Annotated in this window: 12 protein-coding genes, 1 tRNA gene and 2 pseudogenes; 3 read left to right on the top strand and 12 right to left on the bottom strand. The window is 59.7% G+C overall.

Translation table 11 applies throughout. The annotated features are described in order from the left end of the window. Positions 1 to 42 precede the first annotated feature (42 nt). A complete protein-coding gene (gene argE, locus AC3RCC_RS01295; protein ID WP_492257357.1) occupies positions 43 to 1,221 on the bottom strand; it encodes an acetylornithine deacetylase in 1,179 nt (392 codons plus the stop codon). After that, positions 1,218 to 1,610, bottom strand: a complete 393-nt coding sequence (apaG, locus tag AC3RCC_RS01290) for a Co2+/Mg2+ efflux protein ApaG (RefSeq protein WP_291639462.1) — start codon at positions 1,608 to 1,610, stop codon at positions 1,218 to 1,220. The genes argE and apaG overlap by 4 nt, the downstream gene beginning before the upstream one ends. Positions 1,611 to 1,824: 214 nt before the next feature. Between apaG and AC3RCC_RS01285 the strand changes: the two genes are divergently transcribed. The 3 genes from AC3RCC_RS01285 (at position 1,825) to AC3RCC_RS01275 (ending at position 3,834) form a co-directional block, all read left to right on the top strand. Continuing rightward, positions 1,825 to 2,997, top strand: coding sequence for a 2'-deoxycytidine 5'-triphosphate deaminase (locus AC3RCC_RS01285; protein WP_492257356.1), 1,173 nt, complete (start codon positions 1,825 to 1,827; stop codon positions 2,995 to 2,997). A gap of 108 nt (positions 2,998 to 3,105) precedes the next feature. After that, complete coding sequence (locus tag AC3RCC_RS01280) at positions 3,106 to 3,645, top strand: hypothetical protein (RefSeq protein ID WP_492257355.1); 540 nt, start codon at positions 3,106 to 3,108, stop codon at positions 3,643 to 3,645. A 114-nt stretch (positions 3,646 to 3,759) separates the two neighbouring features. Further along, positions 3,760 to 3,834 (top strand) — tRNA-Gly (locus AC3RCC_RS01275). A gap of 390 nt (positions 3,835 to 4,224) precedes the next feature. Here the strand turns inward: AC3RCC_RS01275 and AC3RCC_RS01270 are convergent. The 10 genes and pseudogenes from AC3RCC_RS01270 to AC3RCC_RS01225 form a co-directional block, all read right to left on the bottom strand. Beyond that, on the bottom strand, positions 4,225 to 4,515 hold the full coding sequence (locus tag AC3RCC_RS01270) for a hypothetical protein (RefSeq protein ID WP_492257354.1): 291 nt from the start codon (positions 4,513 to 4,515) through the stop codon (positions 4,225 to 4,227). 517 nt (positions 4,516 to 5,032) lie between these two features. Next, positions 5,033 to 6,361 carry an FkbM family methyltransferase gene (locus tag AC3RCC_RS01265; RefSeq protein WP_492257353.1) on the bottom strand — a complete coding sequence of 443 codons (1,329 nt, stop codon included), beginning with the start codon at positions 6,359 to 6,361 and terminating at the stop codon, positions 5,033 to 5,035. Positions 6,362 to 7,236: 875 nt separating this feature from the next. Then, positions 7,237 to 7,656 (bottom strand): integrase core domain-containing protein, encoded by a 420-nt coding sequence (locus tag AC3RCC_RS01260; protein WP_492257352.1) that lies wholly within the window; start codon positions 7,654 to 7,656, stop codon positions 7,237 to 7,239. Positions 7,657 to 7,765: 109 nt separating this feature from the next. Further along, a pseudogene (locus AC3RCC_RS01255) lies at positions 7,766 to 7,876 on the bottom strand (transposase); the annotation flags it as partial. 219 nt (positions 7,877 to 8,095) lie between these two features. After that, positions 8,096 to 8,635, bottom strand: coding sequence for a polysaccharide lyase family protein (locus AC3RCC_RS01250; RefSeq protein WP_465247518.1), 540 nt, complete (start codon positions 8,633 to 8,635; stop codon positions 8,096 to 8,098). Positions 8,636 to 9,021: 386 nt separating this feature from the next. Then, positions 9,022 to 10,332 (bottom strand): glycosyltransferase, encoded by a 1,311-nt coding sequence (locus AC3RCC_RS01245; protein ID WP_492257351.1) that lies wholly within the window; start codon positions 10,330 to 10,332, stop codon positions 9,022 to 9,024. Continuing rightward, positions 10,332 to 11,285 carry a hypothetical protein gene (locus AC3RCC_RS01240; RefSeq protein ID WP_291638642.1) on the bottom strand — a complete coding sequence of 318 codons (954 nt, stop codon included), beginning with the start codon at positions 11,283 to 11,285 and terminating at the stop codon, positions 10,332 to 10,334. The genes AC3RCC_RS01245 and AC3RCC_RS01240 overlap by 1 nt, the downstream gene beginning before the upstream one ends. Continuing rightward, on the bottom strand, positions 11,286 to 12,155 hold the full coding sequence (locus tag AC3RCC_RS01235; protein ID WP_291638643.1) for a glycosyltransferase family 2 protein: 870 nt from the start codon (positions 12,153 to 12,155) through the stop codon (positions 11,286 to 11,288). Between the two features lie 90 nt (positions 12,156 to 12,245). After that, a pseudogene (locus AC3RCC_RS01230) lies at positions 12,246 to 13,009 on the bottom strand (IS5 family transposase). A 380-nt stretch (positions 13,010 to 13,389) separates the two neighbouring features. Continuing rightward, the gene (locus tag AC3RCC_RS01225; protein ID WP_492257350.1) at positions 13,390 to 13,734 is read right to left on the bottom strand and encodes a hypothetical protein; all 345 of its coding nucleotides are present in this window, start codon (positions 13,732 to 13,734) and stop codon (positions 13,390 to 13,392) included. Positions 13,735 to 13,938 lie beyond the last annotated feature (204 nt).

Below are 13,938 nucleotides of genomic sequence, written 5' to 3'. Positions count from 1 at the left end.
AGACGGGGATGGTCGGGACAAGCCCGACCATGACGGCATCGCTTACGCCCGGCACTGCTCCATCAGCCGCCGCATGAAGGCCTCGCCGGCCGAGAACTGCTCCAGCGTGATGTACTCGTCCGGCTGATGCGCCTGGTCGATCGAGCCGGGCCCGCAGACCACGGTCGGCAGGCCGGCGCGCTGGAAATGCCCGGCCTCGGTGGCATAGGCGACGGCGATGGTGCTGTTGCGGCCGGCGAGCCGCATCGCCAGCGTCTCGGCCTCCGAGCCGGGATCGGGCGCGAGGCCGGGGACGTCAGAGCTCATCACCGTCTCGATCGCAGCGCCGGGCGCGGTCTTCCGCATCCGGGCGAGCACCTCCTGCGACAGGGCGGCGAAGCGCGCCGGCACCGCCTCCGGATCGGAGCCGGGCAGGGTGCGGACCTCCCAGGAGAGATCGCAGCGATCGGCCAGGATGTTGCGGGCGATGCCGCCCTGGAACTTGCCGACATGGATCGTGTCATAGGGCGGATCGAACCGGCCGCTCTCGTCGATCTGCATCTCGCGCTCATCGGCGAGGCGGACCAGCTCGGCGGCCAGCCTTGTGCCGGCATGGACCGCGCTGGCGCCGAGATGCGGCTTGGAGGAATGCGCGGCGAAGCCGGTGATCCCGGTGAAGAAGGTGCGGATGCCCTTATGCGCATCGGCGATGTCGAGCGAGGTTGGCTCGCCGACGAGGACGGCGCGCGGCCGCGGCAGGCTCTTGCCCATCTCGGCGATGCCGTCGACCACGCCGAGGCAGGTGACCTCCTCGTCATAGGAGAAGAACAGGTGGATCGGCGTCTTGAGCCCGGCCGCCAGGAAGTCCGGTACCAGTGCCAGCGCCAGCGCGACAAAACCCTTCATGTCGACAGCGCCGCGGCCATAGGCCCGGCCGTTCTCGACATGCAGGGTGAAGGGATCGCGCGACCAGGCCTGGCCCTCGACCGGAACCACGTCGGTATGGCCCGAGAGCAGCACGCCGCCGCGATCCTGTGGACCGATCGTCGCGAACAGCGCGGCCTTGTCGCCGGTCGCGTTCGGGAACCGGGTCGAGGCGACCCCCCAGCCGGACAGATAATCTTCGACGAAGTCGATCAGCGGCAGGTTGGATTTGTGGCTGACCGTATCGAAGGCGACGAGCCGGGCGAGCATGTCGAGCGGCTGGTAGCGCTGCCCGGTCGGACGTGCGGAGGCGTTCAATGCAGGACCTTCTTCACATAAGGTGAATCGAGCGGAAACAGCGGCACTGCGACCTCTAGGGTCGTGCCGTCATCGCCGAGCATGGCATAGGAGCCGCTCATGCTGCCGTCGGGCGTCATCAGCGGGCAGCCGGAGGTGTAGCTGAAGCTCTCGCCGGGCTGCAGGACCGGCTGCTTGCCGACGACGCCCTCGCCACGGACTTCATGGACCTCGCCGCGGCCATCGGTGATCACCCAGTGCCGCGTCATCAATTGCATGGCATGGTCGGAGAGGTTCACGATCTCGATCGTATAGGCCCAGAAATAGCGGCCCTGCGCCGGCGTCGACTCCGCCTCCATGAATCTTGGCGAGACGGTGACCCGCACGCCATGGGTTTCGGCCTGGTACATGATCTGAGGCTCCGTGCCCGCAGGCGCGGTCTTCTCCCGCCGGATGTCGTTCAGCCGTTATGCCCCGGAGCCGGCTCCCGGCTCAAGCGCGAAGCGCGGGCACGGCGCTGCGCCGGCGCGTTTCCGGCGTGGACAACTGGCGCGAAAACGGTCTCGCAGGCGCGAAGGCCGTGGGCTTGCTGTATGATCGCCGCCTGTTTAGAGGTTCGGTCCAATGGTGACATCCTCCGACATGCCGACCGAGCTCGCGGAGCCGGCCTCCGCCTCGCTCAGCGGTAAGTCCGGCGTGCTGCCGCGCCAGGACATCCGCACCCTCGTCGGCCGCGGCATGGTGCGCTCGATCTCGGGCGTGATCGCCGAGAGCCAGTACCAGCCGGCGAGCCTCGATCTGCGCCTTGGCGACAAGGCCTATCGCGTCCGCGCCAGCTTCCTGCCCGGGCTGAACAAGAGCGTCGAGCAGGTGCTCGAGGATCTCGCCCAGGACGAGGTCTCGCTCGAGAACGGCGCCATCCTCGAGAAGAACTGCGTCTATGTCGTCGAGCTGATGGAGTCGCTTGTCGACCTGCCGGCAACGATCTCGGCCTTCGCCAATCCGAAGAGCTCGACCGGGCGGCTCGACGTCTTCACGCGGCTGATCGCCGATCGCAGCGAGGTCTTCGACAGCGTCGCCGGCGGCTATTCCGGCAAGCTTTACGCCGAGATCTCGCCGTCGAGCTTCTCGATCAAGGTTCGCAAGGGCAGCCGGCTCAACCAGCTCCGCTTCCGCCGCCGTGGCGGGGGCCAGGAGGAGGCCTCGGGCTTTCGGGTTTCGGACCGGGATCTGCGCCTCGTCCATGAGCGCACGCCGCTGGTCGACGGACCGGCGACGATCCGCAACGGCCTCGTCTTTCGCATCCATCTCGCCGGCGCCAGCGACGACGAGATCATCGGCTACCAGGCTCAGCGCTTCACCGATGTGATCGATGTCGATCGCGTCGGCCAGTACGCCGTCGAGGATTTCTGGACGCCGCTCTACACCAGGGGCCGCAAGCGCCTGATCCTTGATCCCCACCAGTTCTACATCCTCGCCTCGAAGGAGCGCCTGCACATCCCGGCGGGCTTTGCCGCCGAGATGGCGCCGATCGATCCGAGCATGGGCGAGTTCCGGGTCCACTATGCCGGCTTCTTCGATCCCGGCTTCGGGGTCGGCGCCGATGGCGCGCCCGGCAGCCGCGGCGTGCTTGAAGTGCGCAGCCATGAGGTGCCCTTCGTGCTGGAGGACGGCCAGGTCGTCGGCCGGCTCGCCTTCGAGAAGATGGCGACCGAGCCCGATGCACTCTATGGCGCGATCGGTACCTCCAACTACCAGGGCCAGGCCCTGAAGCTCTCCAAGCATTTCCGCAGCTAGCGCGGCGGACCGAAAAGTGGGCTCCGCTTTTCGGAGGGGTGTGATGCCTCGATAAGGAGAAGGATCGCCGGTTCGCGTCCGTTGGGACGTGCGGCGGTTCTGACGAAAATGGCCGCTCACCTGCACGGCCAGCCCAATCGTTTGTTAGCTGCGAATCCCGATCTCCTGTCCGATCCGCGGGCGCGCTGGCGACAAAATGGCGATTTCGTGTCAAATGGCGCCAAGTACCGCTTGCGACGTCGGTCTGCGATCGGCGGCGCGTTCATGTCCGTGTCACCGGCGGGGGTGTTTCTGACGCCCATCCGCTCCATGGCTTTCATGGCCATCTATTTACAGAGGAAGGATTTTCCCATGCGCGCGCTCATCATCGCCGGCGTTCTCGCGGCCGGGCTCGCCGGCTGCCAGACCGTCGAGCAATCGGCGGCCGAGGCCGACACCGTCTGCCTCGATGCCGGTCATCGTCCTGGCACGCGCGCTTTCGAGCGCTGCCGCAGCGACGTCTTCCAGAGCTTCCGTCGCTCCAACGCCCAGGCCAGCAACGCGGTCGCGGCCGGCGTCGTCGCCGGCGCCGTCGGCGGCGCGGTCATCGCCGCCTCGTCGCGCCGCCATTACGGCTATTACGGCTGCGGCTATTACGGCTGCTGGTAAGCCCGTCATGCAGGCGTGTCGGATCGCCCGTCGCGCCTGCCTCGCGCAAATGTCGAGAATATTGTGCCTGCCCGCTTGCGGCCGGCACATAGGCCCGGCTATATCGACGGGCGCGCGGGCGTAGTTCAGTGGTAGAACGTCAGCTTCCCAAGCTGAATGTCGTCGGTTCGATCCCGATCGCCCGCTCCAAAAACCTCTTGGAACGTCAGTAGGTTACGACGGCCTACCGTTGAACTCGCGTCCCAGCGTTCCCTATCGCGTTCCCCAAGCCTGTTCAGCGGCTGTTCTCGTCGCCCCGATGCGCGTTCGCGCCTTGCGACCGCCCGGTTCTTGCCGATCGCGCCGCGCGAGTAGCGGGACGCCGTCGAGACCTGCGCATGTCCGACGGCGCCGCGGATCGTGTCGAGATCGACCTCGGCGTCTTCTGCCTCGGCGATGGCACCGGCCCGGGCGTCGCTGTTCCAGACCGTGTCGGGAATGTGCGCCTCCCGCGCGACCTCGCGCCAGTCGTGAGCGTACGCGAATTCGGCATAGGGCCGGCCGGCTGTCTCATCGACGATCAGAGCGCCGATGCGCTGCTCACCCGGGATCTTGGCCAGCAGAGCCATGGTGAGCGGAAACAGCTTCAGATCGTGCGAGACCAGGGGGCCGGTCTTCGTCGTTTCCTTCGAGATCCTTGCCGAGATTGGCCCAAGTCAGGCCGTTGTTCCAGCGCCGCCAGCTCTTGCCGCGCCGACCGCGCAGGACGATGCTGGTAGGCTCTTCGCTGGCGGGAACCGGCAGCCATTCGCTGATCACGTCGCGCTGTCGTATCCCCGAAAGGCTGCCCGCCTCGGCGCCCTTCGGGCGCTGGCGAACCCAAAGCTTCATAGCCGGCCTGCATTGCAACGGACTGACTGCACCATGGGTCGTCGACAAGGCCATGGATCGCACCGCCTTCGACCTCTACGTCGAGCCAGCTCGCACCGATGCTGTCGAAGAGCGATATCGTCATCCTCGACAATCTCGCCGTCCATAAGAGCCCCCCACGCCGCCCAATGCCTCGCAGACAAGGGCGCATGGTTCCTCTTCCTGCCGCCCTACAGCCCGGACCTGCATCCGATCGAGTTGGCCTGCGCAAAGCTCAAGGTCCATCTCAGGCGCAACGTCCCAAGAACATACGACGCCCTCTGGTAGGCCGTCGGAGACATCTGCCAGCTCACATCACCAGTCGAATGCAGAAACCTTTTCAGGCAGGCAAGATAGGCATTAGATTAAAGGTCCGATGCTCTAGCGGTAATTCAGTCGTTTAACCTTCTTCGTCGGGGGTATCGGGATCGATGTCGGGTCAAGTCAGCCCGACATCATCCTCGGCCTTCCGATCAGATCGGCACGATGATCCCCACGGTCATTTCTTTCGTGCTCTCTTCTTAGAACCCATCTGCGCCGGACGGGCCGGTATCTCGCAGTCGCGGCGAAAGACGGTGCAGTGCCCTCCAGAAATGCCGAGGTCGATCCCAAATCCTTGGTCGATTAGATATTTGACCATACGATCAGTAGCCTCGATGCCAACAGACCAGTAGTGCGTTTCTACAAACACAAGCCTAATTCCGGTTAGATCTGACCCAATAAATAGATCTACCTCTCCGCCTTCGATATCGCACACAATAACATTTATTCCGCGAGACGAAATTTCGTCTTCAAGACAGAATGCGGGAACCTTAACGGACCCAATTATATTCTTATCATTAATGTCGGCGTCCAGCCGAGAGGCCCAAAACGCTCGAGATATAAAGAAATCCACCTCTTCGTTGGCCGTGTATTTAGAGCGATTCTTCAAGACTCCCGTCCGGGCCACAATGTCGCGCAGGCCATTCCGCTTAAAATTGTCAATTGCATCTTTGACGACGGCGGGATTCGCATCGAAGGTCACGACGTTCTGAGCGCCGACGACTGCAGCGAGCATCATCGTCACGGAGCCGATTGCTGTCCCGACTTCAAGGACCCGGTCGGTGGGTCGCAGGATCGACGGGATGAGCTTGCGCTCCCGTGCTTCGTAGTTTCCCGATAGGAGTGACGATTGAATCGCTCGATCATATTCGCGATCAACGAAGATGCGAAAATCGCCTACTTGCACGATTTTGCCAGCGCGACCATCTGGAGGTGCGTTGTTCCCGGCGTTCTCGGCAAGAAGTTGTTCAGAGAGCTCCGGATCAAGAGGCTCGCCAAAAACCTCACACTGACGAAAATGAAGCGGTCCAGGCCCATCTAGCCGCACTCGGACATAACGCGCCGCGGTCCCGCTATGCATTTTTGAAGTATACTCATTAAATACTTGGTCAGAATATTTCTTATAGGCTACATTCCAATAAATTCCATCCAGCGAGGTTAGCACCGAGAAGTGTCGCAATCTCGATTGGAAGGTATCTCGATTATAGATGATCACCTCGCTAATTGAGTGAACGCCACCAAGATCTACCTGCCACCAGGGATTTACTTCTGCTCCTGAATGAATAAAATCGTCAGAGATACGGCCATTCACAGCAATCAATGCGTCGATATCCGGATGCTGGCTCGTCGACCACTTCGACGTAGAGCTCTGCGTTGCGGAGCAGCCTTGAGCCAAATTTAGTCCAGTCATGTAGTCAGTCCCTTTGAAGCAAGCTGCATGATGCGACAGCGGGCGATCGCGATCAACAGATTCGGCAATGCGTGCAGCCTCCAGCCGGGCCTTCATTGACGCCGTTTTTCGGCTGCGGCTTTCCGACTTGGAGGGTCGAGAGATCTTATCTCAGTCTAAGGTTCCTTTTCTGAAGAAAAAATGTATTGTTTTCCAATTTTGGAAGTCGTTCTGGAGAGTAAAATACGTTTTCCATCGTGTTTCTGATGCCTCCATCAACGTGAAAGTGCCTAAGATTGAACGCGATTCAAGAAGATTTATCAAAATCTAGTCTTTCGAGCAGACAAACATAATCAAAACGGCCCAATATTTTATGTTATGACATCGTTTAACGAAGTCATACGCCTAATACATTGTAAGATTGTGACAAAAAATGTGTTTAACATCAGATTTGAGTGCCTTATTTAGACACTAAGTGATTGAAATAATATCACAGGAGAAATATTCTATAACATGGCTGTGAAGGATAATTTCGTACTCTTTGATGGGAGGCCTGGCGCATCGGTAATTATATTGAAATCTTTAAAGTCGAATCCAGCCGGGACCATCCGTGGGTTGAGGTCGTAAGCCTTGTAACCGTCTCCGACCACCTTCTTAATAAACTGACCTATCCCAGACTCGGGCGCCGCATGAAAGACCGTCTGACCCAACTTCAGCAACCCCTCTTGATCTAATATCATCTTCAACAGCCTCGTGCGCACCATCGAGCCGCAGTCCGCACAGCGTGCAGTCTTTCTCCCGCAGAACGGGAGGAAGACGCCCCCGCCACAAACGTTGCAAGTGGGCGGCTTAGCCGGCTCCATTTGGGGTGCAGCGCTCATTTGACCCTCATGGCATGACGTAACGATATTTCGCATCCATGCTCTTATCTGCAAGTGACTCCTCCAGTACTCCAGGCAGCCTCGGTGCGGATTTTCTTTGCCCGGAGCAATCTAAGACGTACGCTGACGCTCAGTGACCTGAGATCCTTTTCTCCTCCGACCTGAGGGAGAGTCCTGAGTTTGATTTCTGGCGTTAAGCGGCCTGTTTTCCAGCGTGGATTTGAGGGCGAACTCGGCGGGCGTCATGTTGTCGAGGGCCGAGTGGGGTCGGCGCCGATTGTCGTCCTCCTTCCATGAGGTGATGGCGCTGCGGGCCTCCAGCATGATTTGGATCCTGCGGTAGCCGAACTGCCGGCGCTCTCCTGCCACGGCCTTCCTCACCTCGCGCGACAGGCCATCGTCCGGCCGGGTGCTCGCGTAGCGCGCCGTCGAGCGGTCGATCTTCAAGGTCAGGCACGCCCGACGCTGGCTCACTGCATGCACCGTGCAGGCATGAGCCACCGCCTTCCGCTTCGCATCGGGCGTCACCATTTTTTGCGGCGACATCCTTCAGGATCGCGTTGTCGAGCATCTGTTCGGTCAGCAGCTTCTTCAGGCGGGCATTCTCATCCTCGAGGGTCTTCAGTCGACGCGCATCCGACACGTTCATCCCGCTATACTTCGCCTTGAACCTGTAGAAGGTCGCCGAGGAGATGCCGTGCTCGCGGCAGAGATCCGCCGTCGCAGCTCCAGCCTCCTGCTCCTTCAGCATCCCGATGATCTGCACATCCCTAGAATCGTGAGGGGCGCATCGTCCGTCTCCGTGAGTGACGGACTCTACCTAAATCTGGAGGAGGATCAGGGACTCGGGTCACCTGTCAGCCCCTCCAGCGATCACCTCGCCCCTGCAAGGAAGCTGCCCGCTTTCGACCTCTTACCTCAACTGCCCCCCTGGCTTCGCTCGGCGAGCCAGCTTAGTTGGCCAGCCGCTTCAACCAATCGCGCGGATCGAGATGTTTCTGAAGCGCACCCGGAACTGTTTGCCAGGCTCCGAGCCCTTGTAGATTCCAAACTTGAAGCGATACCAAGGCATGGCGTCCTTGTCGTCAGCATAGCCGATCGAGCCGCACCACCTTGGAGCCGCCACGCCATCGATCGTGGCCTCGATACAGCTACCATCTCCTGGTGCGACCTTAATCCGGATAGCGACGCTCACCCATGCGTCTGGACGCAGGTCGACTTCCGCGATTGATTTGCCTTCAGGCGGAGAGCCATCGCCGCGCGCCATTACTGTAGCCTTACCGGATAGACCCCGTTGAACGCGCACCCCGGCGATCGGCGGCTTGGTCGGGCTCTGCCAGAACTGCGCCACGTAGAAGAAATCATTCGTAACGCCGGATGGGGGCATTTCCACATCGAATGACACTGCGTACAGCCTGCCGAACTGGAAGCGCGACTTCTTCTCCGTGAAGGCAAGCTCGGTCCGATCCTTCTCAGTGCTCCGGTCGCTGCGGATCGTGAACTCGATCACGCGCCCTCCCTCCGTTAAGACCGGAGTAGTTCCTGCGCCCTCGCATTTGCCCTGTAACGTCTCGCCGGATGGAAGCTTAAGATTTCCGCCGGATCCGATCGTGGCGGAGCAACGAGGGCCGTCGAGGATCTGAGCCTGACCGTTCGGAACTGACTGCGCGCAAACCCAAGCGGGTGCGGCGGCCAAGAGCGTGATTACTAAGAGAATCGACCTCACGTGACCTCCCGTCTGAAAGCTTCCTCGCGCAGCCAGCGGCCCCGAAGCGGCTTTTCTATGATCGGAGCTCCGCCACGACTACACGGGTGATCGCACTAAGGCTGCCGCGATCCCTTGCGCACGAAGGTCGCGGGCGAAACCAACTCAATGGCTCGGACGAAGCCGGGGGACTAAGCGTCTTCACCTGTTGAAGTAGGGACCGTGGCCTTCCATGGCAGATCCTGCAGCTTCCCTTGCAATCCGCGCTTTTCGGCAGCTCTTTGAACGAGTTCAGACCAGCTATCAAACACCTGCTTTGGGCTATAATCACCGGTCTCCGCGAGCTTTTTAGCGTCGTCGGAGAAGCGTTTGCGCAATTGCTCATCGGTCGCAAGCTGGAGCATCGCCCGGGCCAGCTCTTTTGGGCGATCATTCGGCTGAGCATCGACGAGTAAGCCAGTAACTTGGTGCGAGATCAGGCGGTTGACACCACTGCAATCAGAGAAGCCGATCGTTGGCACGCCCGAGATGGCGGCCTCTCCGATAACGAGCGGGAAGCCTTCGTGCAGCGAAGAAAGGACCATGACTTTCGCACGGGCTAGCTCCCTCGGAATCTGGTCGCTTTTCCCCATCAGAAGGACCCGTTCGGTCAAATCTAACTCTTCGATGAGCGTCATCAGATCGCTTTCGAGGGGTCCAATCCCGAAAATTTTCAGTTTCCAGTCCGGAACAATGTGCGCGATCTGCGCAAACGCGCGGATAAGGACCTCATGGTTTTTGGTTTTTGTCAGTCGACCAATCGCAATGAAAACGTTCTCTCGTCCATCTTCGCTGAGCGGCTCGGACGTAGGGTATGTGGCATTGCCAATGACGGCGATGTTGGTCTGCTCCCGTTTGGAGAACCAAATCTTGTACTCGGGAAGCAGAACGACGGACGCCTCGACTTCCTTCAGCGCCTTACGCCGAAACGAGCGATCGTACAGATTGCGATCCCATCGCTCCAGCGAAGCGTAGTCCGCTTCGGGGAGATTATGGTTTGAGATGACGATCGCTGGCTTGTGTTTGGCCGACCTTCGGGCCGCGACGACATAGGGGAACATCCCAGGCATAAAGGGGATCATGACATCTGGCTGGTGCCAGTCGATGTGCTGCCGGATGCGGGAGATCATCAAGCGATATCTCTGTCGCCAAACCAGCCGCGAAACGATCGGAATGCGGTCGAGCACCTGGATCCCGCGCTCTATCACACGCTCGATCGATGCCTCACGCACGCTGGCTCGCCAATTGCGCGAACGGCGGCGCTCATCGAACGGCTTGATGTTACGGACATGCACCCCTCGGCGGAGTTTGTAGAAGGGTTCGCCGCCGAGGTTTTCATAGCAGAGAATGTCAACGCGGTGGCCGCGCTGATCGAGCTCATTGGCCAGGTCGATAAGGACCTTCTCGGCGCCTCCGCTCAAGCCAGTGATTTTCTGGATACACAACGTAACGTGGTGCGTCATTATTGATCCCCGGCGCGCCACAGAAAGTTCTGGCGTGACGCATCATCCATCCGGATGGCGTCCAGCAGCGTGAACCGCGACGTATCGATTTCAGGATTTGCCAATGCCTCGAGATGACGAGGCTCGGGCTCGGAGTGAGCCTTGTGGGTGTAGGCAAGGGCTTCGATGATGGATCGGAATTCCAGTGCTGATCGACTGCGCTGAGAGGGGCGAGCGGAAATCAATTCGCCGCGTACCTTTCGCGACATGAGAGCTTCGAACATATAAAAGTCCAAAATCTCTGTCGGCTTTAGCATCTCGGTCGGTATCACGCCCGGTAATGGAATGTCGATAGATTTCAGAAACCAGTATAGGTAAGAAAATGAGGCGCCGGTAGGAACGACCACCCGACGAACTTCGTCGAATACACCAGATTCCATGATCTTATACTCGCTGAAATTCAGCGATTCAGTCAAGCTGGCAACCACTGCTTCTGCGCGCTCTGATGGGTATCCATCCGCCAACATGGACCCGAGCCGCACCGAAGTAGCATAGTCGGATGCGTTTGGAAGCATAATCAGGCAGTTGAGCTTTCCGTTGAACTTCCCCCGCAACTGCCCCAAGAGATTTTCAAGGCGGTTTCTCAACTTGCGCCGGATCGGTGCGCCAGGCTCGATATCCCGCGGCAGTATCGGCGACAGAAGCCGGTTGGTGACCAGCGGCGAGAACTGGCTTCTTGCGGTCTGGCTATTGAATATCTCGAGAAAATTCTCAACGAAGGGGTCCTCTTTGGCGGCATCCCCGGTCATGAGCTTGGCGAAGAGCTCATCGTGGTTCATCGAGCCTGAACTCGAAACGTAGCTCGGCTTCATGACGAATGATCGAGATCCCGGCAGGTCGGCCAGCCGCATCATGAACACGTCGATCGCGTCATAGAATCGTAGACGCGGCTTAGCGATAATCCAGACAGTCATTTATCGTGGCAGCCAATTGCTGATGCGGCGGGCTACACTACGCCTGAAGGCGTAGCCGTGGGCACGCATGAAATCGCCGTTTGACCGTGCAAATCGCGCGGCGACACCTAGGTGCTTATGCTTTAACTCGGCTTCGTATTTTTCATCGTAGAGATCGATAAGGTAGCGATGCTTCTGCCGGATTATGGCAAAGCATCGCTCGACCTCCGCGGAATTACGCCCGCGATCTTCCTTGTTGTACTTGCACAGCGCATCGTCCGAATCGACCTTGTGGAACTCGATGCCAGCACCTGCGCATCTCAGGAAAACGTCGAGATCCTGGAGCCGCGGCAAATTCTCATCAAATGGAAGACCATGTGCCAATGCCGCTCGCTTGCAGAGCGTGGTCCACAAGTAAGCGCCGAACGAGCCGTCCAGCAGGGCCTTGACCGGGTCTCTCGTCGACGTCGGGGCAATGAGCTTGACCTCTCGCCTGCCGGGGAAATCCCAATCATAGTTCGTGTAAACAATAAAGCGTTCGTGTCCACGCGCTCGCCGCGTTTTGAAAAATTTGTCAACCTGCAAACGAATCATATCAGGATACTTGGCATCATCTGCGTCAAGCCAGGTGATCAAATCGCCTTTTGCTGCTCGAAGCAGATGATTTCGTGTGGCAGGGCGTCCTCGATTGCCGTCGTTTGCGACGACAGTGATGTGCTGGTTATGACGTTGCAGACCCTTGAGAATATCCTGCGTTCGATCGGTCGACCCGTCATCGCAAACAACAATCTCGACCTCACCGGTCCAAGTCTGGTCCTCAACGGACCTAACAGCGCGTTCGATTGTGTCTTCAGCATTGAAGGCCGGTATGAGCACGCTGACTTGATACATCCGCTACTCCGCAAGAATCCTACCGGCCGGGCCAGCCGGCCCCGCTTGTCGCGGGGACACTCCAATGAATGTTGGGCTTAGGCTCGGGACTCAATCACACCAGAAGGTGATTGCAGCTGCGATGAAGACGCCTGCCATGAAGTTGGTGGCGAGCTTGTCGTAGCGGGTCGCGATGCGGCGCCAGTCTTTCAGCCTGCACCAGAGGCGTTCGACGAGGTTGCGGTTGCGATAGGCGTTACGGTCGTAAGGGATCGGGGCCTTGCGGCTGCGCGTAGCGGGGATGACAACCTCGGCACCCTGCTGCTGGATCGCGGCACGGATGGCATTGGTGTCATAGCCGCGGTCGGCGATCAGCTTGTCGAAGCGACCGCGCGCCGCTTCGATCAGAGCTGGTGCCATCGTCATGTCGGACGTGTTGCCCGGCGAAATCAACAGGATGCGCGGCCGTCCGGCGAGATCGGTCAGTCCGTGGATCTTGCTGGTACGTCCGCCGCGCGAGGTGCCGATGCCTTGTACGAAGGCCCCCCTTTTGCGCCGGCCGCCGAGCGGTGGACCTTGATGCTGGTGGAATCGATCGCGACCGCACCCCACGCGCCGCTGTGGCCGGTCAACGCCTCGAACACCGCAAACCAGACGCCCTGTCGGCTCCAGCGGTGAAAGCGATTGTAGATGGTCGTGTAGGGGCCATACTCCGGCGGGCAATCGCGCCAGCGCGCCCCGATCCGCAGCATATGCACGATCCCCGAGATTACCCGGCGATCATCCACACGCCGGGCTCCACAGCGACCGCGCGGCAGAAACGGCTCGATCCGCTCCCACTCCGCATCGCTTAACCAAGTCAGCGACTTGCCCATCCATGCCTCCACAACAGCAGAGACTTTGAATCAGCCGAGCAAACCAACCGCAACCCGATTGAGTTCAGAGCCTAGAGCCGGTTTCGACAGCGACCCATTGCAAGGATGCTGGCTATCCCCACCTCGCGAGGTGCCTCACCATCGGCTTGGCTCTGCGTCGCGCGAACAAGAGATATTTTGCACCTGCGCTCGATAGCAATCAATCCGTCATTCATAGTCCTACCCAATCTTGCATCGATCGCACGCTTGCGGCGATAGAGCGCGCTCTCCCTAGGTCATCGAACGCCTCTAGATCAAGCGGAATGATGCTCCGGGGAAGCCAAATCAATCTAAATATTGTTAAATCAGCTCGCCGCATATCAGGTGTGATAGAATATTATTTAGTTAGCCAGAGAGATTTCTGCGCTGGATCTGATTTTACCCGCTACTTCATCGCACGCTTCCGCCGCCTGTTGGTAGCGGACCGATAGTTCCTGATTCTGCGGAGCCCACACCGTGGCCTTCTCTCTGCACAAATCGGAATACGCCTCGGCTATGTTCGCGGCGACAGCGATAGCATTCGTGAACCCCGACTGCGCGGCTAGTTCCCTCATATAGGATGTGACAACTGCTCTAGCTTGCGCAAGGCGGATTTCCGCGGCCTCGTCTGGGTCCAGATAGGCTTCGTCCTGCAACTCTACGGTGGCCGCGGCGGCCTTGAGCGCATCTTCATCGAGCGTAATCATGACGAATCCTTGGCGTCGATCCGGCTTTGTATAGGTGGCCGCGGTTGCCGATGGCAAGGACCGGACGGGAAGCCCGCCCGGCCGTCGGAAGGAGCTGGCACACGCTGGCCGGGCGCCGGCCGCTTGCGACGCGTCTTGGCGCGTTGGAGGAAGAAGGCGTCGACGGTGGCCAGCTACCTGCAGCGGCAGCTGCCGGACGATAGC

It is taken from the genome of Allobosea sp. GW823-FHT01F03 (assembly GCF_058798075.1).
This window is presented reverse-complemented; position numbering and strand designations above follow the sequence as displayed.

Coding starts and splice junctions, on each gene's coding strand:
- apaG (WP_291639462.1), bottom strand. CDS start 1,610: ATGTACCAGGCCGAAACCCATGGCGTGCGGGTCACCGTCTCGCCAAGA.
- AC3RCC_RS01285 (WP_492257356.1), top strand. CDS start 1,825: ATGGTGACATCCTCCGACATGCCGACCGAGCTCGCGGAGCCGGCCTCC.
- AC3RCC_RS01280 (WP_492257355.1), top strand. CDS start 3,106: ATGGCCGCTCACCTGCACGGCCAGCCCAATCGTTTGTTAGCTGCGAAT.
- AC3RCC_RS01270 (WP_492257354.1), bottom strand. CDS start 4,515: ATGAAGCTTTGGGTTCGCCAGCGCCCGAAGGGCGCCGAGGCGGGCAGC.
- AC3RCC_RS01265 (WP_492257353.1), bottom strand. CDS start 6,361: ATGAAGGCCCGGCTGGAGGCTGCACGCATTGCCGAATCTGTTGATCGC.
- AC3RCC_RS01260 (WP_492257352.1), bottom strand. CDS start 7,656: ATGGTGACGCCCGATGCGAAGCGGAAGGCGGTGGCTCATGCCTGCACG.
- AC3RCC_RS01245 (WP_492257351.1), bottom strand. CDS start 10,332: ATGACGCACCACGTTACGTTGTGTATCCAGAAAATCACTGGCTTGAGC.
- AC3RCC_RS01240 (WP_291638642.1), bottom strand. CDS start 11,285: ATGACTGTCTGGATTATCGCTAAGCCGCGTCTACGATTCTATGACGCG.
- AC3RCC_RS01235 (WP_291638643.1), bottom strand. CDS start 12,155: ATGTATCAAGTCAGCGTGCTCATACCGGCCTTCAATGCTGAAGACACA.
- AC3RCC_RS01225 (WP_492257350.1), bottom strand. CDS start 13,734: ATGATTACGCTCGATGAAGATGCGCTCAAGGCCGCCGCGGCCACCGTA.